Here is a 26,982-nt window from a genome sequence, read left to right as displayed (position 1 = left end):
CGGAAAGTCCTTCACATCGCTGGACGACCTCATGTTCCCCGCTGAGAGGTGCCTGCCGTGATCCTTCCCCGCAAGTTCCGCAACTCCGCACTCGTCGTCGGTGCCGCGACCGCACTGACGCTGCCGCTGACGGGCACTGCCGCGGCCGAACCGCCCGGCATCCCCACGCCCACCGAGGCCGAGACGCAGCTCGCCGAGCTGACCGTGGCCGAGGACGGCTCCATGGACGGCTACGACCGCGACCTGTTCCCGCACTGGAACAGCCACGAGGACAACTGCAACACCCGTGAACTGGTGCTCGAACGCGACGGCGACGACGTCGAGACGGGCAACGACTGTTATCCGACCGACGGCAGCTGGTACAGCGAGTACGACGGCGAGACCGCGAGCGACCCGTCCGATTTCCACATCGACCACGTGGTGCCGCTCGGCAACGCCTGGGTGTCCGGCGCCGCGGAGTGGACGACCGACGAGCGCGAGGCGTTCGCAAACGACCTGGAATCGCCGCAGCTCATCGCCGTGTCGAGCAGCTCCAACATGTCGAAGAGCGACGACGATCCGGCGGAGTGGCAGCCGTCGGTCGAGGAGTACCACTGCACGTACGCCTCGATGTGGATCACCGTGAAGCACAAGTACGAGCTGACCGTCGACGAGGCCGAACACTCCGCTCTCGAGGACATGCTCGCCACCTGCTGACGTCGAGTTGCCGTGGCCCGGGGGCGCCGCCCCAAGGGCACCTTGGGCATTCAACGCAGTCACGCGCCAGCGTGACCTTGAGGGGCGGTGGTCCGGCTGGCGGGCGGCCGCCCCTCAAGGTGCCTTTGGGGGCACTCCGCTACCCCGAACGAGTGAGTTGCCTACTGACGAGTAGGGAAACCTTGATCTCACATCTCCCCGCGGATAGAACGTTTTTTTGACAACGTCGTCACATCCCAGCTGGGGAGCCTCATGCGATCAGCTCGCAGGGGACGCGTCACCGCGTCCCTCGCCACCATCGCCTTATCCGCCACCGCCGCGTCGATGCTCACCGCCGCCCCTGCCGCGGCGTCACCGGCCAACACATCGCAAACCACCGCATCGCAGGCCACTGCGGCACAGACCACCGCGGCACAGACCACCGCGGCATCACCCGTCACAGCCGCGAGCGACGAGTTCTACACACCCCCGTCACCCCTCCCTGACGGCGAGTCCGGAGACGTCATCCGCAACGAGGAGACGGAGTTCTTCCTCGATCCGCTCAAGCTGACCCGCGCTCCCGCGGACGCGCAACGCGTCATGTACCGCAGCACCGACACCCACGGCGACGCCAACGCCGTCACCGGCACCGTGCTCACGCCACATCGCGAATGGGACGGCCCCGGGCAGCGGCCGATCGTCGGCTATTCCGCGGGCACCCAGGGCATGGGCGACCACTGCGCACCGTCGAAGGCCATGGCCGCGGGGATGGAGTACGAGGGTGTCTTCATCTCGGGCATGCTCGCCAAGGGCTACGCCGTCGCGATCACCGACTACGAAGGCCTGGGCACGCCGGGTGTCCACACGTACGTCAACCGCAAGGCCACCGCACACGCCGTGCTCGACATGGTTCGTGCGGCCCGGCAGCTGCCGGAGGCCGACCTGCCTTCGGACGGCCCCGTGCTCACGGCGGGATATTCGCAGGGCGGCGGCGCGTCGGCGGCCGCGGCCGAGCTGCAGCCGTCCTACGCCCCCGACGTCGATCTCATCGGCTCGTTCGCGGGCGCCCCGCCCGCGGACCTGTCCGCAGTGGCCGAGAAGCTGGACGGGCACTACGCGGCGGCGTTCCTGTTGTTCGCCGTCGCCAGCATGCACGAGGCCTACCCGGAGCTGGGCATCGAGGACATCCTGAACGAGAAGGGCCGCGAGGTCCGCGGGCAGATCGAGGAGCGCTGCACCGCCGACGGGCTGCTCGGCCACCTGTTCACTCGAACCTCGGAGCTGACCGTCGACGGCAGGCCGATCGGCGATTACCTCGACGAGGAGCCGTTCCGCAGCGCGGTCGAGGAACAGCGCATCGGCACCCTGGAGCCGCAGGCGCCCGTGTACGTGGCGCACAGCCGCCTCGACGACATCGTTCCGTACGGCCAGGGCCGTGACATGGCGCGGTCGTGGTGCGAGCAGGGCGCGACGGTGCAGTTCGACACGCTGGCCGTCCCGACCCACGTCGGCGGTTACGTGGGCGCCTACCCGAAGGCGTACGCCTGGCTCGACCAGCGCGTCCACGGCGAGGCCGCCCCGACGAACTGCGGCGAGTTCTGACGGCTGGGAGGGACGCACCCTCGAACGAAACGGGCCGCCGGGGACGTGTCCCCGGCGGCCCGTTCGTGTGCTCGACTCTCGCGAGTCCTGCGACTCAGGCGAGACCCGTGGCCTCGGCGGACGCGGGGTCGGAGTCGACGAGCAGCTGCCTGCAACGCTCGTACTCGTCGGTCTCGCCGAGCCGGCCCGCCGCCTTGGCGAGCGCGGCGACGCAGCGCAGGAAGCCCTGGTTCGGCCGATGCGCCCACGGCACCGGGCCGAAGCCCTTCCAGCCTGAACGGCGAAGCTGGTCGAGGCCGCGGTGATAGCCGGTGCGAGCGTAGGCATAGGCGTCGACGACCTCGTTCTCACCGAGCGCCCGCTCGGCGAGTGCGGCCCAGGCCTCGCTGAAATCGGGATGCTCGGCGGCGACCTCGCTCGGCTCGGTGCCCGCGTCCAGCGCGGCTTCGGCGTCGGGGCGCTCCGGGAGCGTGGTGGGATCCGGTTCGAGCAGGTTGTGCGTCATGCCGCCATTGAACCACCGAGCGAGTGGCCACGGCGCGGCGCAGGGGCGGCAGCGCAGCAGCACCGCCTCAGAGCAGCAGGGTCAGCGAAGAGGCGACGGCCATCAGCACGAGGCAGCCGACCAGAACAATCGCGACGAGACGTTTCGACATCACGCCGCCACTGTGCCCGACCACGAATCGTGCCCAGGCACATCCCCCGAACGTGAATACCCCCAAGGGCACCGTAGGGGCGTTGAACGCCACCAAGGTGCCCTTGGGGGCACGAAAGTCCGGGTTCCGTCAGAGCTTCTTGCCTGCCGACTTCAGGGCCTCGGCGGACTCGACGACGCGCTGGGCCATGGAACCCTCGGCGGCCTTGAGGTAGCTGCGCGGGTCGTAGGTCTTCTTGTTGCCGACCTCGCCGTCGATCTTGAGGACGCCGTCGTAGTTCTTGAAGAAGTGGTCGGCGATGGACCGCGAGAACGCGTACTGGGTGTCCGTGTCGACGTTCATCTTCACGACGCCGTACGACAGCGCCTCGTGGATCTCCTCCAGCAGCGAGCCGGAGCCGCCGTGGAACACCAGCTCGAACGGCTTCGAGCCGGCGGGCAGGCCCAGCTTCTCGGCCGCGACGGCCTGGCCACGCTTGAGTACGTCCGGGCGAAGCTGCACGGCGCCCGGCTTGTACGAGCCGTGGACGTTGCCGAACGTCGCGGCCAGCAGGTAGCGACCCCGCTCGCCCGCGCCGAGCGCGTCGACGGTCTTGGTGAAGTCACCCTCGGCGGTGTACAGCTTCTCGTTGATCTCGTTCGCGACGCCGTCCTCTTCACCGCCGACGACGCCGATCTCGACCTCGAGAATGATCTTGGCCGCAGCCGAGGCATCGAGCAGCTCGGAGGCGATCGAGAGGTTCTCGTCGAGGTCGATGGCCGAGCCGTCCCACATGTGCGACTGGAACAGCGGATTCTGACCTGCGTTCACCCGCTCCCGGGAGATCTCGATCAGCGGGCGGACGAAGCCGTCCAGCTTGTCCTTCGGGCAGTGGTCGGTGTGCAGGGCGACGTTGACGTCGTACTTCTCGGCGACCACGTGAGCGAACTCGGCCAGCGCCTTCGCGCCGACGACCATGTCCTTCACCTGCTGGCCCGACGCGAACTCGGCACCACCGGTGGAGAACTGGATGATCCCGTCGCTCTCGGCTTCCGCGAAACCGCGGATCGCAGCGTTGATGGTCTCCGACGAGGTCACGTTGATCGCCGGATACGCGAATTCACCCTGCTTGGCACGGTCCAGCATCTCGGCGTAGACCTCAGGTGTGGCGATGGGCATCGTTGTCCTCCTCGGGGCGGCGTGGCATACGGCTGTGTCGTCAGCCGCATTCCCGGTCGTCTTCCGGTTGACTCGTGCTCGCGGACGGCGCCGTCACGGGTTTCGGCGCCGGGCTCTGCAGACCCGGATCCTACGAGCCACAGCCTGGCATCACCCGGTGACACGGTGAAGCCCGGTATCGCACCCACGTGGCCTTTTTCGCAACATCGATTCAGGTTTCGATTCAGAAGCCGATCTTCCGTTCCAGGCAGGCACGCCTCGCGGCGGAACTCCCCGGCGTCGTGACGGAACGTCGCAGGCTCGCGGCACCTCGAGCGCCACACCGGGCGAGGCGAAACATGAACCTCGATCCGCAACGACCGCGCCGGGAGGGCGAGTGTCCGGCGCCGGTCGATCGTCGGCGGACCACCGTAGCCGTAGGCAGATAAGCACGGGATGCGACCAAACGGGGAATCGTGGTGGTCGCTGTCATATCGGGACAACCCTGCGCCGGATTAATATTGCTTACGGTAAACAATGAGGGGCAGGTCATGACGTCACGGATGACAGGATCCGATTCGACGACCGCAACCGGCTCGCAGGCCGAACCCACCGGACCGACCGAACCCGCCGAACCGACCGACCCTGCCGACGCCACCTCCACCGCAGTCGGCGCCCGTGAACCGATCTGGTCCCGCGACCTCGCGGTCGTCTGGGTCGTCAACTTCTGCCTCGCGCTGGCCTTCTACGGGCTCGTCACGATCATGGCGGTCTACGCCGTCACGCGGTTCGCCGTCTCCGATTCGACGGGGGGCATGGCGGCGAGCATCTTCGTCGTCGGCGCCACGGTCGCGCGACTGTTCGCGGGCGGGCTCGTCGACCGACTCGGCAGGCGCCGCATGCTATGGGCGGGGTTGGCGTCGTGCGCCGCGGTCGCGGCGCTGTACCTCGTGGCGAGCTCACTGCCGCTGCTGCTCGCGGTGCGCGCGACGCACGGCGTGCTGTTCGCCGTGACGAGCACGGCCGCGATGACGCTCGCACAGGCACGCATCCCGTCGTCCCGGCGGAGCGAGGGCACCGGCTACTTCGCACTGAGCATCACGCTCTCGACGGCGATCGGTCCCTTCATGAGCCTCGAGATCGTCAGCGGCAGCGGTTACGACACGCTGTTCTGGTCGATCTTCGCGACGCACGCGGCGGCCTGCCTGCTGGCACTGCTGATCACCGCGAAGGACGAGCCGCGGCAGCCGCAGCCCGCCCGCGAACGCACCGCGCGCGGCGTGCTCGAGTCGATGGTGCACCCGGCCGTGCTGCCGATCGGACTGTTCATGCTGGTCATCGGCTGCGTCTACTCGACCATCGTCACGTATCTGAACTCCTACACCGCACAGGAGGGTCTCCAGCGGGGCGCGAGCCTGTTCTTCGTCGCCTACGCGACCGTGATGTTCGTGAGCCGGTTCGTCATGGGCAGACTGCAGGACCGGCGCGGCGACAACGTCGTCGTGTACTCGGCGATCGTGGTGTTCGCGGGTGCGCTACTACTGCTCGCAACGGCATCCGCCGACTGGATGATCGTCGCCACGGGCGCGCTCACCGGCTTCGGATTCGGCACCATCAACCCCGCGTGCCAGGCGGCCGCCGTGTCGCGGGTCCCGCAGGAGCAGTTCGGCGTCGCGATCTCGACGTTCTTCCTGATGCTCGACGGCGGGGTCGGCCTCGGACCGGTCGCGTTCGGCCTGGTCGCGGAGCGGGCCGGCTATTCGGCGATGTTCCTCGTCCTCGCGGGCGTGATGCTGCTCAGCGCGCTGCTGTACCTCGCGGTGCACGGCCGCAGGCCCGACGCCCGCCACGGCCGCGCCGCCGCTGCCCGCGCGTAGCCGCCGGCACCTCGGCGGCCGTCCCGCTGGAGTTCGGGATCACGGTGGACGCCCTCGGCCGCCTCACGACTCGGCGGCTGCGAAGAAGTCACGAAGCTGACCGGCGACGACGTCCGGTTGTTCTTCCGGCAGGAAATGGCCGCATTCCGAGATCTCCGCCGCCGTCAGGTGGTCGGCGTACCCGCGCCAGATGTCCGCGCTCGGCAGTGAACCGAGCAGCCCCGCCGATCCCCACATGGCCAGCACGGGCATGGTGAGCCTGTGTCCGGCTTCGGCGTCGGCGTCGTCGTGCTCCGCGTCGTCGGGGAACGAGGCCCGGTAGTCGTCGAATCCCGCCCGCAGCGCACCGGGCGCCGAGAACGCGCGCACGTACTCGTCGACCACCTCCGAAGTGAACACGTCCCTCCGATACGTCCAGCGTTCGAAGAAGTAGCCGAGATACCCGGCGACATCCTGTCCGGCAAGCCGCTCGGGCAGATCGGGCTGCAGGTGGAACAGCCAGTGCCAGTACCCGCGCCCGACGTCGGCGTCGAGCCGTTTCCACATCTCACGCGTCGGGATGATGTCGAGCACCGCGAGCCGCTCGACCTGGTCGGGTCGGTCGAGGGCCCACCGGTGCGCGACGCGCCCGCCGCGGTCGTGTCCGGCCACCGCCACGCGGTCGAAGCCGAGGCCCGAAACGAGCTCGGACACGTCGCCGGCCATGGTGCGCTTGTCGTAGCCACCGAGAGGTTTGTCGGTGCGGCCGTAGCCCCGCAGGTCCGGTGCGATCACCGTGTGCCGTTTCGCCAGCGACTCGATGACGTTGCGCCAGCAGAACCAGGTCTGCGGCCAGCCGTGCAGCAGCACGACAGGTGGCCCGTCACCCGCGCGCCGGTAGTGCATCCGGATGCCGTTCACGGTTGCCATACCTGCTTCCACAGGGATCATCCAACCGCGTGGCGCGGGCGCGCGCACTCCGCCGATCGGCGACGATCCCGGCGCCCGCGACGGCGGCGGGAGCGACTCCGAGCGGTGGCCGAGCCGCTCCCGCCGTCGACGCAGGGCTCAGCCGTTACAGCAGGTGCTCGGCGAGCGCCCGGTAGGTGGGCAGCGGATCGGCTTTCATGGGCAGCGCCTGGATGCTGACGTGGTCCGCACCTGCCTCGATGTGCTTCTTGACGCCCGCCGCGACGGTGGCCGCGTCGCCGTGCAGACCGAGCCGGTCGATGAGCGCGTCACTGCCGCCGTCGTCGATGTCCGATTCGGACCAGCCGAGGCGCTTGAGGTTGTTCCGGTAGTTGACGAGGCCGAGATACGGGTTGTTGATCGGCGGCCGCGCGGTGGCGCGCGCACGCTCGGCGTCGGTGTCGAGCACGACCTTCTGCTCCGGTGCGAGCAGCACGCCACGGCCGAGCTGCTCCCGCGCCTCACGGGTGTGCTCGGGAGTGGTCAGGTAGGGGTGCGCGCCGAGGGCGCGCTGCGCCGACAGCTTCAACACCTTCGGCCCCAGCGCCGCGAGCGCCCTGCCCTCAGCGGGAACGCCGACCTCGTCGAGCTGGTCGAGGTAGGAAACGATCTTGTCGTACGGCTTCTGGTACTCCTGCTGCGCCTCGGGGTGGCCGACTCCGACCCCGAGCAGGAACCGGTCCGGGTGGTTGGCGGCGATCCGCAGGTAGGAGGCGCCCACCGTCGGGGCGTCGTCGGTCCACATGTTGACGATGCCGGTCGCGACCGTGATCGACGACGTCGCGTCGAGCAGCTTCTCGATGTGCGCGAGGTCGCCGGGCGGGTTACCGCCCAGCCAGATCGCGCCGTAGCCGAGCTTCTCGATCTCGACCGCGAGCTCCTCGTCGACGCCGTTCCACCAGCACCAGATTCCGTACTTGCCAAGATTCACTGCCATGTCCGTGGCAACGCTCAACGTCCGGCCGTATGTTCCCCGGTATGCCCACCATCGCTGAACTGAACGTTTTCCCCCTGAACCTCGGAGGTAACACCTTCGGCTGGACGGCCACCGAGGACGAGTCGTTCGACGTGCTCGACGCCTACAACGCGGCGGGCGGCAACTTCATCGACACGGCGGACATGTACATGTTCCGCGCGCCGGGCAACACCGGCGGCGAGTCGGAGACGGTCATCGGGAACTGGATGGCCGCGCGGGGCAACCGGGACGAAATGGTCATCGCCACCAAGGTCGGCAAGTGGGACCGGCGGCCCGGTCTGTCGGCCGAGAACATCAAGGCCGCGGCCGAGGATTCGCTGCGGCGACTGCGGACCGACCACATCGACCTGTACTACACCCACTTCGACGACCCCGAGGTGCCGCTCGCCGAGACGCTCGGTGCACTGGACGCGCTGGTACGCGAGGGGAAGGTGCGGTATCTCGGGGCGTCGAACTATTCCGCACCACGGCTGGCCGAAGCACTGTCCATCGCGGACTCGAACGGATTCGCGCGGTACGTAGCCCTGCAGCCGCACTACAACCTCATGGAGCGCGACTACGAACGCGAGCTCGCGCCGCTCGCCGAACGCGAGAACCTGTCGACCCTGCCGTATTTCGGCCTGGCCAAGGGTTTCCTCACGGGCAAGTATCGCGACGGCGGCGACACTGTGGACAGTCCACGCGCAGCGGGTGCCCGTTCCTATCTGGACGAGCGGGGCAGGCGAGCACTGGCGGTACTGGACGAGGTGGCGGCGGCTCACGGCACGTCGGTCACCGCGGTGTCGCTCGCGTGGCTGGCATCCCGCCCCACCGTCGCCGCGCCCATCGCCAGCGCCCGCAACCGGCGCCAGCTCGACGACCTGCTCGCCTCGACACGCCTGGAGCTGACCGCCGACGAGGTGCGTGCGATCAGCGCCACCACAGCTCCCCCTACCGAGCAGTAGCCTACTACGAGTAAGTTGCGGTACCGTCGGCGACGACGAGCACCGAGGAGGCAACAGTGACGTTCCTGTCCGGCGGCAAGGGCGACAACCTGAAGAACGTGAAGAACAAGGTCGTGCTGATCACGGGCGCGGCCCGCGGCATCGGCGCAGGCCTGGCCGAACGCCTGGCCGCCGACGGCGCCAAGGTCGCGCTCGTCGGACTCGAGGCCGACGAGCAGGCCAAGGTCGCCGAGCGCATCGGGCCGAACGCGCGCTCCTGGGAGGCCGACGTCACCAGTTGGGACGCCCTCGAACGGGCCACGGCCGACATCGTCGAGCACTTCGGCGGCATCGACATCGTGATCGCCAACGCGGGCATCGCCACCACGGGCTTCGCCCGCTCGATCGACCGTGACGCCTACGAGAAGGTCTTCGAGGTCGACCTGCTCGGGGTGTGGCGCACGTTCCGCGTCACGATGCCGCACGTCATCGACCGCAAGGGCTATCTCCTCGCGATCTCGTCGTTCGCAGCCGTCGCGCACGCGCCCGGCCTGTCGAACTACGCCGCGGCCAAGGCGGGCGTCGAGGCGTTCTGCAACAGCCTGCGCGCGGAGCTGCAGCACCTGGGCGTGAGGGTCGGCGTGGCGCACCCGACGTGGATCAAGACCGATCTCGTCGACAGCGCCGACTCGCACCCGGTGTTCGGCAAGCTCCGCACCGGCATGCCCGGCCTGATGGGCAAGACGTACCCGCTCGACCTGGCGCTCGACCAGCTCACCGAGGGAATCCGCAAGCGGGAGCGGGTCATCCACGTGCCCAAGTGGGTCGGAGCGATGAAGCTGATCCGCGCCGTTCTCCCGCCGATCATCGAGTTCGGTTCGCGTTTCCAGGGCGTGGCGAAGGCCGATGAGGCCGCCCTCGAGGACATCGCCAAGCGCGGCTCCCGCGAGTCCGCCCTCAACGGCCACGGAGGCAGGGCCGCCATCAAGTAGCGACGCCGGTGAGTGCCCCCAAGGGCACCTTGGGTGCACTCAACGCGCCGAATCTTCCCCTCGCGCCACGCGGTGAGTGACGTACGCCCCATCACGACGGCTTCATGATCGGGGGAGGATTCGTCGCACTGAACGCCACCAGGGTGCCCCTGGGGGCTCACCAGAACTGCGCCCACAGCTGGAGGCCACCGTTGTCCCGCCGCGATCAGATCCGCATGTCCGACGACGAGGTGCGCGCGTACTTCGCCGAGCAGCGCGTCATCAACGTCGCCACGATGAACCCGAACGGCAGGCCACACCTGGCGCCGCTGTGGTACTTCCCGCGCGACAGCGATTCCGGGGTGCGCGACTCCGGGACGCGCGATTCAGGGGAGAACGACGGGGTGCCCGCGCTCGTGACGTGGACGTACCGCAAGTCGCAGAAGATCGCGAACCTGCAGCGCCTGCCACAGGCCACGGTGCTGATCGAATCGGGCGAGTCCTACGAACAGCTCCGCGGGGTGTCGATGGAGTGCGACGTGGCGTTCGTCGAGGACGCCGGCGAAACCGCGGAGATCGGCACCGCCCTCGCGATGCGCTACGCGGGCCTCGAGGGCGAGCCGCCCGATGAGCTCAAGGCCGGCATCTCACAGCAGGCGCCGAAACGCGTGGGGCTCGTCTTCACGCCCACGAAGATCGTCAGCTGGGACCACACGAAGCTGGGCGGCGCGTACTGAGGGGCGTCTACTGAAGCGCCGCGTACTTAGGCATCACGTATTAGGGCGGCGTGTACTGGGCCGCCGCGGTTCGACGATCGAATACGCTCCCGCACGTCAACGGTGACGAACAGGGGAGTCGGCATGGGCCTCGGCACACGACTGCGACGGATCGGCGCGGTCGCCGCTGCGATCGGCATGGTCGTCGGACTCGGCACGCAGGCGCACGCCTCGGAGCGGGAGCCGACCGGCCCGCCCCAGCCGAACATCCTCACCGCGCTGGCGTACTCGGCGGCCCGGCCCACGGTGATGCCGCCGCACACCAACGACTGGGGTTGCGAGCCGAGTCCCGAACACCCCAATCCGGTGCTGTTGTCCAACGGCACGCTCGTCAACTCGTACGCGGACTGGGCGGGACTGTCCGGCAAGCTGGCCGACGCCGGGTACTGCGTGTTCAGTGCGAACCTCGGCGGCGCGGAGGGCAGTCCGGTCCAGACCGTCGCACCCGTCGCGGAGACGGCCACCGAACTCGCGGAGTTCGGCGACCGCGTGCTCGCCGCGACCGGCGCGGAGCAGCTCGACGTCGTCGGCCATTCCCAAGGTGGGATGAATCCCCGCTACTGGATCAAGAACCTGGGCGGCGAGGCGAAGATCGACCGGCTGATCGGCCTGTCACCGTCGAACTACGGCACCGACCTGTTCGGGCTGCTCACCCTCGTGCAGCAGGTGCCGCCACTGCGCGATCTGGTCGGCGCGGGCTTCCCCGCGTTCAACGACCAGGAGGAGCACTCCGACTTCCTCGCCGAGTTGAACGCCGGCGGCGACACCGTCCCCGGAGTGGAGTACACGGTGATCCAGACGAAGTACGACGAGGTGGTCACCCCGTACCGGAACGCGTTCCTCGAGCCGGCTCCGAACGTGGAGAACATCCTGCTCCAGGACGTCTGCCCGGCCGACAAGACCGACCACCTGGGCATCACCTACGACCCGATCGCGGCCCAGCTGGTGCTGAACGCGCTCGATCCTGCCGACGCGGCCCCGCCCCGCTGCCGGTTCGTACCGCCCGTGGTCTCCTGACCCGGCCGTTGACCCATTCGCGGGGCTGCATCCACCAGCTCCGAGCTGCGATGATGAGCACCGGAACCACTCGACGAGGAGTGCCCGGTGACGCTACGAGCCGAGATCGCCCAATCCTGGCGTCGTGCCGAACTGTCCGGGTTGAAGCCCGACAGTCCGGCCGACCGGCTCGCGGGCGCCGATGTCGCCGACATCGACACCCGCAGTCGCCTGCTGCGCGCCGCCGACCCGGTGCTGACCGAGATCTCGCGGCACCTGCAGGACACGCGACTGTCGGTGCTGCTCGCCGACCGCGACTGTCGCATCGTCGCCCGCCGCTACGGCGACAAGACCCTCGAACGCGCACTCGACGCCGTCAGCGCCGTGCCCGGCTGCCGGTTCTCCGAAGAGATCAGCGGCACGAACTCGCTGGCCACGCCGCACGAGTTGCGGCGCGGGGTGGCCGTCCACGGCGACGAACACTTCCTCGACGCGCTCAAGCCGTTCACCTGCTACGGCCATCCGATCACCAACCCGGCGACCGGCAGGCTCGAGGGCGTCCTCGACATCACGGGCCTGGTCGAGGACGCGAATCCGCTGTTGGCGCCGTTCCTGCTGCAGGCCGTGACCGACATCGAACGGCGACTGCTCGACGGGTCGAATCTGGCTCAGCAACGGTTACTGGCGGCGTTCCAGGCGGCGCAGCACCGGTCGTCGGCGGTGCTCGCGCTCGGGGAGGACGTCGTGCTGGCCAACAGCGCGGCGGTGGACCTCGTCGATCCGGCCGACCACCCGATGCTGCGTGAACTGTCACGTACGCGGCGCGGAGTGCGGCGGGTGCGGCTGTCGTCGGGCACCGAGGTCGAGGTGCGCATGGAGGCGGTGTCGGTCAACGCGGGGATGCTGTTCGAACTGGCGCCGCTGCGACCCGCGTACTCGGCGGCGACCCGCAGGCGCTCGCCGGAGAGCGTGGTGCCCGCCGACGTCGAGGACCGTCTCCGCCGCAGCGCCGCGGCCCGGCGCCGGGTGCTGATCACGGGCGAGCCCGGCACCGGTCGGGACGCGGCGACGGCGACGCTGGCCGGGTCGCAGCCGGTCGCGCGCGCCGACGCCGGTGATGTCGCGCCGGTCGGCGAAGCCGAATGGGCGGCGCGGCTCGACCGGCTCGCGGCGACCCACCAGGGGCTCGTCGTGGTGCGGGACGTCCACCTGTTGCCGCCACTGGCCGTGAGCAGGCTGGCCAGGCTGCTCGACACGACGTCCGCGTGGTTCGCGTTCACCGCACGCCAGTGCGACACGGCACGTGCGGGCGGTACCGAAACCGGTGAGGTGGACGCCGAACTGCTCGCGCGCGTGCACCGGCGGGTCGAGCTGCCACCGCTGCGGGCACGCCGCGGCGACATACCGACGTTGGCCAGGGCGATCCTGGCCGGCGTGCACCCCGACGGAACCCCGCGGCTCACGGCCGGTGCGCTGGAGCTCCTCGCGGCGCAACCGTGGCCGGGGAACCTGCGGGAACTGGAGACCGTGCTGACCGACGTCACCGAGGGGCGCTCGGCCGGCGACGTCACGGCGCGCGACCTCGCACCGCTGTGCCCGGTGACGACCACCGCACCCGCACTGTCCGGATGGCAGCAGGCCGAGTACGAGGCGATCACCCGCGCACTCGCCGCCGTCGGAGGCAACAAGGTGAAGGCTGCCCGCGATCTCGGGATCAGCCGTTCCACGCTGTACAACCGCCTCCGCACGCTCCACATCACCACCGCCTGATCGCCCACCCGACGCACGGCCACCTGCTCCGGAACGCCACGTGCCGGAGTACTCGGGCGTGCCGTTTCGCGCCCCGGGTCGCGGCGTCGCGCGCCCTGCTGTGCAAAAGCTGCACACCCGCGCTCGTTGCGACCGGCCGACAATCACTGTCAGGCCGAGATTGCAACGGAGCAATGAGGAGTCACCGTGAAAACGAAGGCAGCGGTTCTGTTCGGTGCCGGTAAACCGTTCGAGATCATGGAACTCGACCTGGACGGCCCAGGCCCCGGCGAAGTGCTGATCAAGTACACGTCGGCCGGGTTGTGCCACTCGGATCTGCACCTCATCGACAACGATCTGGTTCCGCGGTTCCCGATCGTCGGCGGACACGAAGGTGCGGGCATCATCGAGGAGGTCGGCCCCGGCGTCACGAAGGTGGCCCCCGGCGACCACGTCGTGTGCAGCTTCATCCCCAACTGCGGCACGTGCCGCTACTGCTCGACGGGCAGGCAGAACCTGTGCGACATGGGTGCCACGATCCTGGAAGGGCACATGCCCGACGGCAGTTTCCGCTTCCACGGAAACGGCGACGACATCGGCGCCATGTGCATGCTCGGCACGTTCTCCGAACGCGCGACGATCTCGCAGCACTCCGTCGTGAAGGTGGACGACTGGCTGCCGCTGGAGACGGCCGTGCTGGTCGGCTGCGGGGTGCCCACCGGCTGGGCGACCGCCAACTACAGCGGCGGCGTACGCGCGGGCGACACGGCTGTGATCTACGGCGTCGGCGGCATCGGCATCAACGCCGTGCAGGGCGCGGCGCACGCGGGTGCGGCCAACGTGATCGCCGTCGACCCGGTGGCGTTCAAGCGTGAATCGGCGCTGAAGCTCGGTGCGACGCACGCGTTCGCGACCGCCGAGGAGGCTGCGGAGAAGGTCACCGAGCTCACGTGGGGCCAGATGGCCGATCAGGCACTGATCTGTGTCGGCACCGTCGACGAGGCGGTGGTCAGCTCGGCGTTCGACGTCGTCGGCAAGGGCGGCACCGTCGTCGTCACCGGTCTGGCGAACCCGGAGAAGCTGACTGTGCACGTCTCGGGCGGTGTACTGACGCTGTTCGAGAAGACGATCAAGGGCACGCTGTTCGGGTCGGCCAACCCGCAGTACGACATCGTGCGCCTGCTGCGCCTCTACGACCAGGGCCACCTGAAGCTCGACGAGCTCGTCACCACGAAGTACACGCTCGACCAGGTCAACGAGGGCTACCAGGACCTGCGCGACGGCAAGAACATCCGAGGCGTCATCGTCCACGACGCCTGACAAGCCGGGCGTGGGCGTTCGCGATCACGTGAGCGCCCACGCCCTTCCATCCGACGACCGTGGGTGCCGCGTGACGACACCCACGGTCGCGTCCGTGGGCGCGTCGGTGTTCCGAATACCGCGGACTGCCGGGCACCGCGGACTGCCGGGCACCGCGGACTGCCGGGCACCGCGGACTGCCGGGCACCGCGGACTGCCGGGCACTGCGGACTGCCGGGCACTGAGGATTGCGGGGCACTGCGGACGACCCGTTCGGCTGCTGTCGCCCGCGCGGCCGTGTTGTCCGGGTTGTCCGGGCGGTGCGGGCGCTGCGGTCGCCCTCCGCGCCCCGCGCGGCAGCGCCGAAACAATGCCCCGAAGGTGCCCTGGGGCACTCGAGTGGCACCCACGTGGGCTACTCCGAGGACGGCAGCCACGCTCCGAGGACGGGCTTCCACTCGCGGATCGTGCGTTCCGCCAAGGCGCCCTCCAGGTGGTACGGGTCGGCGTCGAGCAGTGCCTGGAGCTCGTCCCGGTCGGCGGCCTGCATGACGATCATGCCTCCGACGTTGTCGTCGAGCGGCCCGGCCAGCGCCACGATGCCGCGCTCGGAGAGGTCGGCGAGGTACTCCCGGTGCCGAGGCCGCACCTCCACGTACTTGTCACCGTCGTACCGCGTCTGAACCACATACCAAGTCATCCCCCGAAGATACGGTCGCGCGGAGCGCGTCGATGAGGGGCTGCGGTCGGGCGAGGGGCAGGCCCCGCCGCGCGGAGGGCGGCAGTGAGGGGCCGCGGCCGGGCGAGGGGTCGGCCCTTTCGCGCGGAGCGCGTCGATGAGGGGCGGCGCTCCGGCGAGGGGCAGGCCCAGCCGCGCGGAACGGACGATGCGGGCGACAGGGACGAACGAACACCGTCCCGGCGGCAGCGGCTCACGTCGGGGACGTCACCTTGGCGGGAATCCTGGGTCGGGCACCCACCGACCCGATACGCTGATCACGCGGTGAGATCCCCGGCACCGAAGGACGGTTCGATGAACAATGCCGAGCGCGGCGCAGCAGCCGGCGGTGCCGCCGACGGCGGCGCGGCCGGTCACGGCAACGCGGCCGGTCACGGCGGTGCGGCCGGCCATGGCGGCGCGCCCGGCAACGACAGTGCACCCCGCGAGGGCGGGGCGACGAACGCCGTCGAGCAGACACTCCGGCACCTGCGCACTCTCGACGCGCCCGTCGAGGAGGCCGCCGACGCGCCGTCGCAGGGCCCGCTGACGCTGGAGGACCTCTACCGCCAGCACCGCATGCGGCTCGTCCGGCTGGCGATCCTGCTGGTGGACGAGCCCGCCACGGCCGAGGACGTCGTACAGGAGGCGTTCACCGGGCTGCATCGCAACTGGGCGAAGCTGCGCGACGCGGCGGCCGCGGTCGGTTATCTGCGCGCGGCGGTCGTCAACGGGTCGCGCAGTGTGCTGCGCAGGCGCAAGACGGCGCGTGAGTACGTGCCGCCGCATGCGGTCAACGCTCGGTCGGCGGAGAGCCTGGCGATGCTGTCGACCGAGCACCAGGCCGTGGTGAAGGCATTGTCGAACCTTCCGCCGCGGCAGCGTGAGGTATTGGTGCTGCGCTACTACGGCGGCCTGTCGGAAGCGGAGATCTCCGAGGCCACAGGCATATCGAAGGGCACGGTCAAGTCGACGGCCAGCCGGGCGCTCGAGGCGCTGCAGCGCACGATGCCCGATTCGAAACGCTGAGCGGCGTTCCGGACGGACCTCGCCGGCCGGTTCGCGGCACCCTGCAACCGCCGTACGCCGCGCCGCGGAAGCGGCAGCAGCCGCTGCCCCTTTCCACTGTTCGCATTTCGCCCACAGCGAGCGTTTCCGGTTCGGATCCGCCACGCGCGGGAAGCCTCGTTCACGGACACGTCCCGTGTTCGCCACATGACACCTTGCTGGTCAGTCGCTCGCTGCTGGTCTGGACCAATAGGATGGCGACGTGAGCATTCCCGACGACCACACGTCCGAACCTCCGGACCTCGTCCTCTCCGGAGGCCGGTTCGCCTTTCCCGGCGGAGTGGCCGACGACGGCTGGGTCGCGATCACGGGGGAACGCATCACCGCGACGGGCACCGGAACCGCGCCTGCGGCCCGCGAGCACGTCGACGTCGGCGGCCGCCTCGTCGTCCCGGGTTTCGTCGACACCCACTGCCACGGCGGCGGCGGCGCGTCGTTCTCGACGACCGATCCCGCCGACGCGGCCCGCGCCGTGGCCGCACACCTCCGCCACGGCACGACGACGATGCTTGCGAGCCTGGTCAGCCAGCCGGTCCCCACGCTGACGAGCCAGGTCGCCGCGCTCGCAGAGTTGGTCACCGACGGCCTGTTGGCGGGAGTGCACCTCGAGGGCCCGTTCCTCGCCGAGGCTCGCTGCGGCGCGCACGATCCGACCGCGCTGCGCGAACCCGACGGTGAGTCCGTGTCGGCGCTGCTCGACGCAGGCCCGGTCCGCATGATCACGCTCGCCCCCGAACTACCGGGCGGGGTCAAAGCGGTGCGGCGGATCGCCGAGCACGGCGTGATCGCGGCGCTCGGCCACACCGACGCCCGCTCCGAACAGCTGCGCGCCGCGGTCGACGCGGGTGCCACCGTCGCGACCCACCTGTTCAACGCGATGCGGCCGCTGCACCACCGCGAACCCGGCGCCGTCGGCACCCTGCTCGACGACGACCGGGTCACCGTCGAGCTGATCTGTGACCTCATCCACGTGCACCCCGACGTGGTGCGCTTCGCCGCCGGTCACGCGGGCCCCGGCCGGACGACCCTGATCACCGATGCGATGTCCGCCACCGGCGCCCCCGACGGCGACTACACCCTCGGCGCGCTCGACGTCGAGGTGCGTGACGGCGTCGCCAGGATCCCGGGGTCCGGTGCGCTCGCCGGCAGCACGCTGACGATGGACACGGCGTTCCGCAACGTCGTCGCCGACGTCGGCATGAGCATCGACGACGCGGTCCACGCCACGGCCACCCGGCCGGCGCGGTCGCTCGGCCTCGACCACGAAGTCGGCAGTCTCGCCACCGGTCTGCGCGCCGATCTGGTGGTGCTCGACGGCGAACTCCGGACACAGCGAGTGATGCATGTGGGACAGTGGGTCACCACCGGGTGACCCACTCGCAACCCGTCCGAGCACCGGCTGACCCGCCAAGGCCGACAGCATTACGCTGGGCAGCGATGAGCGACGACCCCGAGCGCCTGCTGGCCGAGGCGTTGCGGGCACAGGCTCGCAACGCGCCTCCCGCTGGGCACCCGGCGCCGCAGCACACCGCCCACCACCAGGAAGCAGCCGGACCGACACCCGTAGTCGAAACCCCGGGCGGTTACGGCCTGCTGTCCGGCGCGGGCGAAGGTTCCCTCGAACGCGAACGTGCCGCGCTCGACGCCCAGACCGAACCGCCCGCGCAGGCCGTCGAGCCCGCGAGCACCCCGGAATCCGCGTCGGCGTCGGCGGGGTCGGGCACGCAGCCCGCCGTCACGCGCACCGGTGGCCGTCACCACCGGGCCGACACCGGCGGCCTGCAGGTGACACTGCCCTGGATCATCCTGCTCGCCGCAGTCCTCGGCCTCGCCTGCGGCTGCGTCATCGGCCTGCTCACCATCGCCTGACGTCGAGCGCCCGGCGCCGGCAGGCACCCGCGCCGCCACACAAGACGCAGCGCGAAGCTGTTCCTCACCTGCCTTTCGGAAGTGACGGCGTCACTTGCCGTGGGCCGTCAGCTGGCACCGCCGCAGGTTCTGCCACCCGCACCGTGACGCAGGTCGCCACAATTCGTCACTCGAACATCGAGCCGGGGTTGAAGACGCCGTGCGGGTCGAGTGCCCTGCGGATGTCGCGGTGGACGCGCAGGCCGACGGGCCCGAGTTCGCGGGCCAGCAGATCCTGCTTGAACTTGCCGATGCCGTGTTCACCGCTGACCGTGCCGCCGAGGGACAGGCCGAGTTCGCAGATCGCGTCGAACGCGGTTCGCGCGCGAGCGAACTCGTCGTCGCCGTCGTAGATCACGGTCGGGTGCATGTTGCCGTCGCCCGCGTGCCCGTTGACGACGATGCGCAGGCCGACCTCCTCGGAGATCCGCGCACAGCCGTCGATGAGTTCGGCGATGCGGGTCCGCGGGACGCACACGTCGTCGATCATGTGCTGAGCACCCATGCTCTCGATCGCCGGATGCACCGAGCGCCTCGCCTGCATCAGCAGGCCGCCCTCGGCGGGGTCGGTGGTGGCGTGCACCAGCGCAGCACCCGATTCGTCGCACACGCGTTCCAGCGCGGCCAGTTCGCGGGACGCCGCCTCGCCTCCCGCGTCCGACTGGCACAGCAGCAGCGTCCCGCCGCCGTCGCCGCTGCCGAGGTCGGTGCCGAGGTGCCGTTCGACGGCACGCACCGTCGTGGCGTCCATGATCTCCATCAGCGACGGCACCAGACCTTCGCCGACGATCCTGGTGACGGCCGTGCCGGCGTCTGCGGTGTCGGGGAACGAGGCGACGAGGGTGCCGGGCGCCTGCGGGAGCGGCCGCAGCGCCAACGTCGCCCGGGTGATCACGCCGAGCGTGCCTTCGCTGCCGACGAACAGCTTCGTCAGGTCGTAGCCCGCGACGCCTTTGACGGTGCGCCTGCCGGTCCGCAGCAGGGAGCCGTCGGCGAGCACCACGTCGAGACCCAGCACCGAATCGCTCGTCACGCCGTACTTCACGCAGCAAAGGCCGCCCGCGTTGGTGGCGAGGTTGCCGCCGAGAGTGCAGAAGTCGTAGCTCGCGGGGTCGGGCGGGTAGAACAGATCGTGGGCCGAGACGGCCTGCCGCAGATCGGCGTTGATGACACCGGGCTCGACGACCGCGACCCGGTTGGCCGCGTCTACCTCGACGATCCGGTTCATGCGCGTGAGCGCCAGCACGACACAACCATCGAGCGCGTTGGCTCCGCCGCACAGCCCGCTGCCCGCTCCGCGTGGCACGACCGGCACGCCCGCGTCGGCGCATGTGCGGACGACGTCCTGCACCTCCTCGGTGGACGACGGCAGCGCGACGGCGAGCGGGGTGCCGGAGGGCGCCAGTGGCAGGCGGTCACGCGAGTAGGCCGCCATGACGTCGGGGTCGGTGAGCACACCGGACGTGCCGAGGCGCGCGGTGAGCAGGTCCACGAGACCGGCTGCGGTGCCGGCCGGGGAGGTACTGGCCATGATCTGCACCGTAATCCGGCCTCACCCGAACCGGTAAGTACGTGCGGTCCTTCACAACGGTCGGTGTCCGGTCGGATCTGCCCGAACGCCTCCGACTGAGCTAGGATAGTTGTAAACGTCAAATAAAACGGCGGGCGGTGCCCCGGGTCCCCGGTCCTGATCGATCCGAGGCGGCCGCCGGCGCGACGTGGCAGTACGGACCCCGCGGCGAAAGATCACCCCATGACAGTTCCCTCCCAGGACGACCTCGACGTCGCGGATGCACTCGGCGGCCAACTGGTGCGGTTCTACCGGGCGATGGCCAAGACGAAGTCGTACCTGTCCAAGATCGGCCCGGACGGCATCGAGCGAGCCGCGTACGCGATCCTGTTCTACCTGGTCAACAACGGTCCGCAGCGCACGTCCGCGCTGGCCGACGCACTGCATTCGGACATCTCCACGGTCAGCAGGCAGAGCAGCACACTCGTGCAGCACGGGCTGGTGGAGCGCACCGCCGACCCCGAGGACGGGCGGGCCACGCTGCTCGCACCGACCGGCGAGGGCCTGCGCGTGTTCGAGGAGAACCGGCAACTGCGCGCGCGATGGATCGCCTCGATGCTCCAGGAGTGGCCGCGGGAGGACCGCGTCGCCGTCGCCACCCTGCTCGATCGGCTCAACGCCGAGATCGAGCAGTTCCAGGAAGGCCTCAGCGAAACCACCGGCGACGGGACCGCGTCGGCCGAAGCCGGTGCCGACACCACCCGCGGCGCCGCGGAGGGCGGGAACGCCGCCCCGGGGAACCAGGCGTGACCGGGGCGATCCGGCGCCCGCGCACCACCCCGTCGGGGAGTGGCAATCGGGCCCCGTCGGTGACACCGGCCGATTCCGGCGTCGTCATGATCAGCGCTAGCATCACACGAACGGATGGCAGCCATTCACTCACCGCAGTCGGCGCGGGTGTCCGCCCCCTCGCCGCCCGCGGCGGACGGCTCCGCCCGCCGGCAGCGACGACGCCGACATCCACGACACCGCCGACGACGCCGCCCATGCCTGCGGTGCGACGCGGCACGACGTCGAGTTCACCGACGACGTCCGCCCGAGCGAAGGCGAAGCCACCCCACGACGACCGGCCGGGGTACGAACACGTGCTCACGCGAGTGAAGGGAACCCACCTCTGATGCCCGGACTGTCCGCCACCGTTCGCACGACCGACGGCTGGGGAATCGAGCACGCCGTCCTCACCGTCACCGACCTCAGCGGACGGCAGGCCGCACACGCCACCGCCGACGCCCAGGGCACGCTGGGCACCGACCTGCTCGAGCCCGGCGTCTACACCGCCGTCGTCACGGCGGCCGGCTACCTGCCCGTGGCCCGCACGGCCCAGGTCGGCAGCGCAGGCGGGGCCGAGCTCGGCGAGGTCGTCCTCGAACTGGAGGAGGGCGCCATCGAACTGCCGCCCACGGGGCCGTGGGTGGTCGACCCGATGCACTCCTCGGTGCAGTTCGCAGCTCGCCACCTGGGCATTTCCAGCATCAGGGGCAGGTTCGGCGAGGTGCAGGGCCGGGTGGACATCGCCAGGCCGGTCGAGCAGTCCGTCGTGCACGCCCAGATCAGCGCCGACACCATCGACACCGGCATCAAGATGCGCGACGACCACCTGCGCTCGGCCGAGTTCCTCGACGTCGCCGGATTCCCGACGATCGACTTCGTCAGCACCGGTCTCGTCCAGCGCGGTTCGGCCGAGTGGACCATGGAGGGCGAGCTCACCCTGCACGGCGAACGCAAGCCGGTCACGCTCGAGATGACCTACGGCGGATACGGGCCCGACCCGTGGGGCGGCACCCGCGCCGCGTTCCACGCCGAGACGCAGCTGCGACGCGACGACTTCGCGATCAACTACAACGCGATGGTGCGCGCGGGTGTCGCGGCGGTCGGCACGACGGTCAAGGTGGAGATCGACTTGCAGCTCGTCCAGGGCGAACAGCTCCCCGAGATGTGACATTCCGCGTCGGTGATCCGGACCGCGAGCCACTGATTTCGGTACTTGCGGGTGATACGCCGATGCGGGCACGTACGCTGGGTCGCTGTGAGTGGTGCGTACGCGATGGGCGCCGGGTTCGGCATGGATTGGCTCGCAACGGTCGGGCCGGTGCTGCTGTGGGTCGTCGTGCTCAGCTTCGTGTTCATCGAGTGCGCGTTGATCCTGGGCTTGTTCCTGCCCGGCGACTCGCTGTTGTTCATCGCAGGTCTCATCCTGGCGCAGGACAACGCGAGCGACATCGAGGTGTGGGCGATGGCGGTGGCAGGTCTCCTGGCGGCCATCGTGGGCAACCGGGTCGGCTACTACGTCGGCGACCGCACCGGCACGCGGTTCATCTCGGGACGGGACGGCAAGGTACTCAACCAGCGCAATCTCGACCGGGCACACGAGTTCCTCCAACGCTGGGGCTTCCTCGCGATCGTCGCGGCCCGGTGGATCCCGTACGTGCGGACGGTCGCGCCGATGCTGGCCGGCGCGGCGCGCATGGAGATGCGGCGGTTCATGGCGTCGACCACGGTCGGCGCGATCATCTGGGTGCCGACACTCGTGCTCATCGGTTTCTACGGCGCGGGCCTGATCTCCCACATGCCGTGGCTGACGGAGGGCCTGATCTGGATCAGCGTCCTGTTCTGCATCGCCAGCACGGTCTACGGCGTGGTCCGCTACCGCAAAGAGACCCGCAAGCCCGCAGCGGACGTCGAGCACCCCGCCTGACCGGTCGCCCCCCCCCCCCCCGGATCGGACCACAGCTGTGTGCCCCAAGGGCACCTTGGTCGTGTTGAACCCAGCCACGCGCCAGCGCGCCCGTGAGGGGTGCCCGGTGGTCGGGCTGGCGTGAGGGGCCCAAAGGTGCCCTTGGGGGCTTCAACGCCTACTGCTCGCGCAGCGCTCCGTTACGGAGTTCGAGGTGGCGCGTCGGCCGGACGGATGACAGGAAGCGCTCGTCGTGGCTGACGACCACGAGCGCGCCCTCATACGACCGCAGGGCACTCTCCAACTGACCGACGCTGACGAGGTCCAGGTTGTTCGTCGGCTCGTCGAGCAGCAGCAACTGCGGCGCCGGTTCGGCGAACAACGTGCACACCAGCGTGGCCCGCAGCAGCTCGCCACCGGACAGCGAATGCACCGGCCGCTGCGCACCGTCACCCCGGAACAGGAACCGTGCGAGCAGGTTCATCCGGTCGACCGGCGGCATCGACGGTGCGAACAGCGCCAGGTTCTCGGCCACCGACCGGTCGGCGTCCAGCACGTCGAGTCGCTGCGTCAGCTGCGCCACCCGCCCGTCGAGCCGCCGCACGGTGCCGGCCTCCGGTTCGACGTCCCCGCTGATGACGCGCAGCAACGTCGACTTCCCGGAGCCGTTCGGCCCGGTCAGCGCGATCCGCTCCGGTCCACGGATCGACAGGTCCAGGCCGGGCTCGGGGACGTCGACGCCGGCCGCCTCGCCGTCCACCTCGACACCGACGCCGTGCCCGGGACCAGGCTGCCCGGGATCGAACTCGGCAGGGTCGAACTCGGCAGGGTCGAACTGGGCAGGGTCGAACTGGGCAGGGTCGAACTGGGCTGGATCGAACTGGGCTGGGTCGGGGTCGAACAGGTCGCGCACGCGGATGCCGTCGCCGTGGAACACGGTTCGCCCCGCGGGCACGCTGGTCTTCGGCAGGTCGACGATGATCGTGTCGTCGTCGCGCAGCGAGCGCTGAGCGTCGTCGAGGCGCGCGCGGGCCTGCGCGAGGCGGGAACCGTGCACGTCGTCGTTCTTGGCGGCCGAAACCTGTGCCTTGCGTTTCAGCTCCCCGGCGACGATCTTCGGCAGGCCCGCCTCTGCGGCCTTCCTCGAACCGGTGCTCGCCCGCCGGTCCGCGCGCTCGCGGGCCTGCTGCATCTCCCGCTTCTCTCGTTTGACCTGCTGTTTCGCGGTGCGAATCCGCTGCTCGGCCGCCTGCTGCTCGACGTCGATCGCCTCCTCGTACGCGGTGTACCCGCCGCCGAAGAATCGGATCTCGCCGTCGTCGAGCTCGGCGATGCGGTCCATCCGGTCGAGCAGTGCGCGGTCGTGACTGACCACGACAAGACAGCCCGACCAGTCGTCCAGCACGTCGTGGAGCCGATGCCGGGCGTCGACGTCGAGGTTGTTCGTCGGCTCGTCGAGCAGCAGTACATCGGGGGCGGCGAGCAGTTCTGCGGCGAGTCCGAGCGCCGTGATCTGACCGCCCGACAGCGTGTGCAGCGGCCGCGCCAGCTCGACGCCGATGAGGCCGAGCCGGTCGAGCTGCGCCCGTGACCGCTGCTCGACGTCCCAGTCGTTGCCGATGACGGTGAAGTGGCGTTCGTCGACGTCACCGGCTTCGACGGCCGAGATCGCAGCGAGCACGGGCGCGACACCCAGCACGTCGGCGACCGTCAGGTCACCGCGGTACGGCAGCGTCTGCGGCAGATAGCCGAGCACCCCGTCGACGGTGATCGTGCCGGAACGCGGCCGGTGCAGCCCGGCGACGAGTGCGAGGAGCGTGCTCTTGCCCGCGCCGTTCGGCGCGACGAGGCCGGTGCGACCCGGCCCGACGGTCAACGACAGGTCGTCGAACACCGGGGTGTCGTCGGGCCATGCGAAGGACAGATGTGAGCAGACGATCGACGGCGACGAACCCGGTGTGGTCGCTCCGGGAGTGAACGGCGAACCGGAAGAAACGTGGGACACGGCTGATACCTCGGGAATCGAGTGACGCGGACGCGGACGGGCGGCCACCGGCGGTGGCGGCTCCGCGGATCGGCGCAGGCCGTGCGGTCAGCGCGTGCGGTGAAGTCGGCACGGGCAGTGCATCAGCCGGATCGGAGCTGGGCCGATTCGACGGGTGGGCCGTGGCGAATCAGCCGAATGCTCCCCACGTGGCTCGACGGCCGAGTGGTGATCGCGATCAACGCGGAGCTGTCAGGCGTCACCCAGCATGTCGCGGACTCCCAAGAACGGCAGCAGGCCGCTGTCCAGGCTACTCGACGTCCACAGCGCCGGGCGACGCATTTTTCGCCCGGCGACGTTGCTGCCCGCAAGCTGCAATCCACCTGTGGACAGGCCTGTGGATAACCCGCATTTGTCCACAGGTCGTGGACAAATGCGTCGACCGATGGTCACACCGCGAAGGTCGGCAGCTCCATGTCCTTGACGACGAGGTCGGCACGGGCCGCGCTCGGCGCGACCAGGTCGGCGTTGCGCTGGTCCGATCCCCAGGCCCGCTGCTGCGCCTCGACGAGCGACCGGCCGTACTTGCGGTGCCGCGACACGAGTCGTTCGAGGCGCACCTTCTCGTCCGGCTCCAGGAACCACGCCTCGTCCAGCAGTGGCCGCAGCTGCGCCCACGGCTCGGTGTCGAGCAGCAGATAGTTCCCCTCGGTGATCACGAGCGGCACGTCCTCGGGCACGGCGACCGCACCCGCGATGGGCTCCTCGATCTCCCTGCGGAATTCAGGGGCGTACACGCGCTCGTCACCCGCGGCCAGCCTGCGGACCAGGTGGGCGTACCCGGGACCGTCGAACGTGTCGGGCGCACCCTTGCGGTCGGCGTTGCCCAGCCGGGCGAGCTCCACCTGTGCGAGGTGGAAGCCGTCCATGCCGACCACCTTCGCGCGGTTGCCGAGCGCACCGGCCAGCCGCCACGCCAACGTCGTCTTGCCGGACGCCGGGCAACCCGCGATGCCCAGCACACGCCTGCCGCCGGATGCGGCGAGCGCCTCGGCGCGCGCCAGCAGATCATCAAACGTCGTCATCTCGCTCCCATCATGACCCGTGCACCGCACCGCCGGTTCGCCGACCCCGCCGCCGAACGTGTCGCCACACCCCACCGCCGCACCGGGTGTCGATCAGGATCGACAGTAGGCAGCGGTATCGTGCCGCGCAATCGAGCGCGCAAACGCTTGCCGCCCATCGGGAAGGAGCCCGTCGTCCCCGTGCCGAAGAGACCGAGCCGGCCGACCCAACGCGACATCGCCGAACTGGCCGGAGTGTCGATCACCACCGTGTCACACGTCGTGAACGGCACGAGAGCCGTGGCGCCCGCGACCCGCGAGGCGGTCCTCGCCGCTGTCGAGCGGACCGGCTACACGGGTGACGTCATCGCTCGTTCGCTGGTCACGGGCGGCACGCAGACGATAGGGCTGGCCGTGTCGCTCAGCGGCAGCCCCCACGTCGCCACCCTCGTGCAGGCCGTCGAGCGCGAAGCGGCAGCGGCCGGATACACCGTGCTGCTCTCCGACACCCACGATGACGCCGAGACCGAGCGCTCGGTCGTCCGCGCCCTCCGGGCCCACCGCATCGAGGGTGTCGTGCTGGTGTCGGCACCCGACGACCGCGACGTCGTCGACGAACTGCTCGCCGCGGACGTGCCGACCGTGCTGCTCGACCGGCTCACCACCCGCAGCGACATCGACCAGGTCGGCCCCGAGAACATCCAGGCCATGTCGGCACTCACCGAGCACGTCGCCGCGCGGGCGCACCGGCGGATCGGCCTGGTCAGCGGTCCGGAAGGCCAGGTCACCAGCGACGAGCGCGTCCTCGGCTACCGCCTCGGTCTCGGCAGGGCCCGCGTGCCGTGGAGCCCGGAACTGGTCGCGACCGGCGATCGCAACCGCGACGGCGGTGCCACGGCACTGTCGTCGCTGCTGGAGCTGCCGGAACCGCCGACGGCCGTGTTGGCCGCCGACGACGCGATGGCCGCGGGCGTGGTCGTGGAGGCGCGGCGACGCGGCCTGCGAATCGGCACCGACCTGGCCCTCGCGTGCTTCGACGAGCCGGAATGGGCCGACCTCGTCGATCCGCCGCTGACGACGATCGCCCAGCCCGTGGCCGACATGGGCAGCGAGGCGATGCGCCTGCTGCTCGCCCGCCTGAAAGACCCGGAACGCGAACCGGAGACGGTGCGGCTGCCACCGGCGTGGCGCCACCGGACGTCCTGCGGCTGCCCGCCGGAGAACTCGGCTCGCTGACACGCCCGGCCGTCGCGGCGGTGCCGGGCCCCGTGTTGCGGATTCCAGGGGCCGTGTTGCGCCCGCCCGTCGCCCGGGCACCGCCTCATCGACGCGACGGTGCCGCCTGGGGCCATATTGCGGATTCCGGTGCCGCGCGCCCAGACGGCGATTGCCCGCTGCTACGACCGCTCTT

The 26,982-nt window shown here is 70.1% G+C and carries 25 protein-coding genes; 16 read left to right on the top strand and 9 right to left on the bottom strand.

Annotation, left to right across the window (positions count from 1 at the left end; translation table 11 throughout):
* Positions 1–57: 57 nt before the first annotated feature.
* Together FB384_RS09310 and FB384_RS09305 are read left to right on the top strand one after the other, a co-directional pair.
* Positions 58–696, top strand: a complete 639-nt coding sequence (locus tag FB384_RS09310) for an HNH endonuclease family protein (RefSeq protein WP_323985180.1) — start codon at positions 58–60, stop codon at positions 694–696.
* A 324-nt stretch (positions 697–1,020) separates the two neighbouring features.
* The gene (locus FB384_RS09305; RefSeq protein ID WP_183785232.1) at positions 1,021–2,277 is read left to right on the top strand and encodes a lipase family protein; all 1,257 of its coding nucleotides are present in this window, start codon (positions 1,021–1,023) and stop codon (positions 2,275–2,277) included.
* A 94-nt stretch (positions 2,278–2,371) separates the two neighbouring features.
* Here FB384_RS09305 and FB384_RS09300 read toward each other — a convergent pair whose 3' ends face one another.
* From FB384_RS09300 to fbaA, 3 genes are all read right to left on the bottom strand, one after another.
* Positions 2,372–2,782: a DUF3151 domain-containing protein gene (locus tag FB384_RS09300; protein WP_183781549.1), complete on the bottom strand. Its 411-nt coding sequence runs from the start codon at positions 2,780–2,782 to the stop codon at positions 2,372–2,374.
* Between the two features lie 67 nt (positions 2,783–2,849).
* Positions 2,850–3,026, bottom strand: a complete 177-nt coding sequence (locus FB384_RS09295; RefSeq protein WP_183781546.1) for a hypothetical protein — start codon at positions 3,024–3,026, stop codon at positions 2,850–2,852.
* Positions 3,027–3,062: 36 nt separating this feature from the next.
* The gene (fbaA, locus tag FB384_RS09290) at positions 3,063–4,091 is read right to left on the bottom strand and encodes a class II fructose-bisphosphate aldolase (protein WP_183781543.1); all 1,029 of its coding nucleotides are present in this window, start codon (positions 4,089–4,091) and stop codon (positions 3,063–3,065) included.
* Positions 4,092–4,633: 542 nt separating this feature from the next.
* Here fbaA and FB384_RS09285 point away from each other — a divergent pair.
* Complete coding sequence (locus tag FB384_RS09285) at positions 4,634–5,947, top strand: MFS transporter (RefSeq protein WP_183785230.1); 1,314 nt, start codon at positions 4,634–4,636, stop codon at positions 5,945–5,947.
* A gap of 63 nt (positions 5,948–6,010) precedes the next feature.
* Here FB384_RS09285 and FB384_RS09280 read toward each other — a convergent pair whose 3' ends face one another.
* Positions 6,011–6,856 carry an alpha/beta fold hydrolase gene (locus tag FB384_RS09280; protein WP_228725993.1) on the bottom strand — a complete coding sequence of 282 codons (846 nt, stop codon included), beginning with the start codon at positions 6,854–6,856 and terminating at the stop codon, positions 6,011–6,013.
* A 145-nt stretch (positions 6,857–7,001) separates the two neighbouring features.
* Positions 7,002–7,832, bottom strand: coding sequence for an LLM class F420-dependent oxidoreductase (locus tag FB384_RS09275; protein WP_183781537.1), 831 nt, complete (start codon positions 7,830–7,832; stop codon positions 7,002–7,004).
* A 41-nt stretch (positions 7,833–7,873) separates the two neighbouring features.
* Between FB384_RS09275 and FB384_RS09270 the strand changes: the two genes are divergently transcribed.
* From FB384_RS09270 to FB384_RS09245, 6 genes are all read left to right on the top strand, one after another.
* The gene (locus FB384_RS09270) at positions 7,874–8,815 is read left to right on the top strand and encodes an aldo/keto reductase (RefSeq protein WP_183781534.1); all 942 of its coding nucleotides are present in this window, start codon (positions 7,874–7,876) and stop codon (positions 8,813–8,815) included.
* Between the two features lie 89 nt (positions 8,816–8,904).
* Positions 8,905–9,786, top strand: a complete 882-nt coding sequence (locus FB384_RS09265; protein WP_183785228.1) for a short-chain dehydrogenase/reductase — start codon at positions 8,905–8,907, stop codon at positions 9,784–9,786.
* Between the two features lie 191 nt (positions 9,787–9,977).
* The gene (locus FB384_RS09260) at positions 9,978–10,502 is read left to right on the top strand and encodes a pyridoxamine 5'-phosphate oxidase family protein (RefSeq protein WP_183781531.1); all 525 of its coding nucleotides are present in this window, start codon (positions 9,978–9,980) and stop codon (positions 10,500–10,502) included.
* Positions 10,503–10,604: 102 nt separating this feature from the next.
* On the top strand, positions 10,605–11,558 hold the full coding sequence (locus tag FB384_RS09255; protein WP_323985179.1) for an esterase/lipase family protein: 954 nt from the start codon (positions 10,605–10,607) through the stop codon (positions 11,556–11,558).
* 87 nt (positions 11,559–11,645) lie between these two features.
* The gene (locus FB384_RS09250; RefSeq protein WP_183781528.1) at positions 11,646–13,307 is read left to right on the top strand and encodes a sigma-54-dependent Fis family transcriptional regulator; all 1,662 of its coding nucleotides are present in this window, start codon (positions 11,646–11,648) and stop codon (positions 13,305–13,307) included.
* 186 nt (positions 13,308–13,493) lie between these two features.
* The gene (locus FB384_RS09245) at positions 13,494–14,606 is read left to right on the top strand and encodes an NDMA-dependent alcohol dehydrogenase (RefSeq protein WP_183781525.1); all 1,113 of its coding nucleotides are present in this window, start codon (positions 13,494–13,496) and stop codon (positions 14,604–14,606) included.
* Between the two features lie 394 nt (positions 14,607–15,000).
* Here FB384_RS09245 and FB384_RS09240 read toward each other — a convergent pair whose 3' ends face one another.
* Positions 15,001–15,285 carry a YciI family protein gene (locus FB384_RS09240; RefSeq protein ID WP_183781507.1) on the bottom strand — a complete coding sequence of 95 codons (285 nt, stop codon included), beginning with the start codon at positions 15,283–15,285 and terminating at the stop codon, positions 15,001–15,003.
* 333 nt (positions 15,286–15,618) lie between these two features.
* Between FB384_RS09240 and FB384_RS09235 the strand changes: the two genes are divergently transcribed.
* From FB384_RS09235 to FB384_RS09225, 3 genes are all read left to right on the top strand, one after another.
* Positions 15,619–16,332: an RNA polymerase sigma factor gene (locus FB384_RS09235; RefSeq protein ID WP_228725992.1), complete on the top strand. Its 714-nt coding sequence runs from the start codon at positions 15,619–15,621 to the stop codon at positions 16,330–16,332.
* A gap of 241 nt (positions 16,333–16,573) precedes the next feature.
* Positions 16,574–17,743: an N-acetylglucosamine-6-phosphate deacetylase gene (nagA, locus tag FB384_RS09230; protein WP_258936789.1), complete on the top strand. Its 1,170-nt coding sequence runs from the start codon at positions 16,574–16,576 to the stop codon at positions 17,741–17,743.
* Positions 17,744–17,808: 65 nt separating this feature from the next.
* On the top strand, positions 17,809–18,240 hold the full coding sequence (locus tag FB384_RS09225) for a hypothetical protein (RefSeq protein ID WP_183781504.1): 432 nt from the start codon (positions 17,809–17,811) through the stop codon (positions 18,238–18,240).
* A gap of 166 nt (positions 18,241–18,406) precedes the next feature.
* Here the strand turns inward: FB384_RS09225 and FB384_RS09220 are convergent, their stop codons facing one another.
* Positions 18,407–19,810: an FAD-binding oxidoreductase gene (locus tag FB384_RS09220; protein WP_183781500.1), complete on the bottom strand. Its 1,404-nt coding sequence runs from the start codon at positions 19,808–19,810 to the stop codon at positions 18,407–18,409.
* A gap of 222 nt (positions 19,811–20,032) precedes the next feature.
* Here FB384_RS09220 and FB384_RS09215 point away from each other — a divergent pair, with 222 nt between their 5' ends.
* The 3 genes from FB384_RS09215 to FB384_RS09205 all read left to right on the top strand — a co-directional run bounded on the left by FB384_RS09215 (position 20,033) and on the right by FB384_RS09205 (position 22,544).
* Positions 20,033–20,599 carry a MarR family winged helix-turn-helix transcriptional regulator gene (locus FB384_RS09215; RefSeq protein WP_221212679.1) on the top strand — a complete coding sequence of 189 codons (567 nt, stop codon included), beginning with the start codon at positions 20,033–20,035 and terminating at the stop codon, positions 20,597–20,599.
* Positions 20,600–20,966: 367 nt separating this feature from the next.
* Positions 20,967–21,788, top strand: coding sequence for a YceI family protein (locus FB384_RS09210; protein ID WP_183781497.1), 822 nt, complete (start codon positions 20,967–20,969; stop codon positions 21,786–21,788).
* 87 nt (positions 21,789–21,875) lie between these two features.
* Positions 21,876–22,544, top strand: a complete 669-nt coding sequence (locus FB384_RS09205) for a DedA family protein (protein WP_372497741.1) — start codon at positions 21,876–21,878, stop codon at positions 22,542–22,544.
* A 157-nt stretch (positions 22,545–22,701) separates the two neighbouring features.
* Here the strand turns inward: FB384_RS09205 and FB384_RS26820 are convergent, their stop codons facing one another.
* Positions 22,702–24,528, bottom strand: coding sequence for an ABC-F family ATP-binding cassette domain-containing protein (locus tag FB384_RS26820; protein ID WP_407676072.1), 1,827 nt, complete (start codon positions 24,526–24,528; stop codon positions 22,702–22,704).
* Between the two features lie 428 nt (positions 24,529–24,956).
* Entirely contained in the window at positions 24,957–25,592 is a 636-nt protein-coding gene (locus FB384_RS09190) for a nucleoside/nucleotide kinase family protein (RefSeq protein WP_183781494.1), read from the bottom strand.
* Between the two features lie 180 nt (positions 25,593–25,772).
* Here FB384_RS09190 and FB384_RS09185 point away from each other — a divergent pair, with 180 nt between their 5' ends.
* Positions 25,773–26,807 (top strand): LacI family DNA-binding transcriptional regulator, encoded by a 1,035-nt coding sequence (locus FB384_RS09185; protein ID WP_323985178.1) that lies wholly within the window; start codon positions 25,773–25,775, stop codon positions 26,805–26,807.
* Positions 26,808–26,982: the final 175 nt, after the last annotated feature.

The organism is Prauserella sediminis (assembly GCF_014195435.1).
GTDB lineage: Bacteria > Actinomycetota > Actinomycetes > Mycobacteriales > Pseudonocardiaceae > Prauserella > Prauserella salsuginis.
The sequence above is the reverse complement of the archived record's forward strand: the minus strand, read 5'-3'. Positions and strand labels throughout refer to the sequence as shown.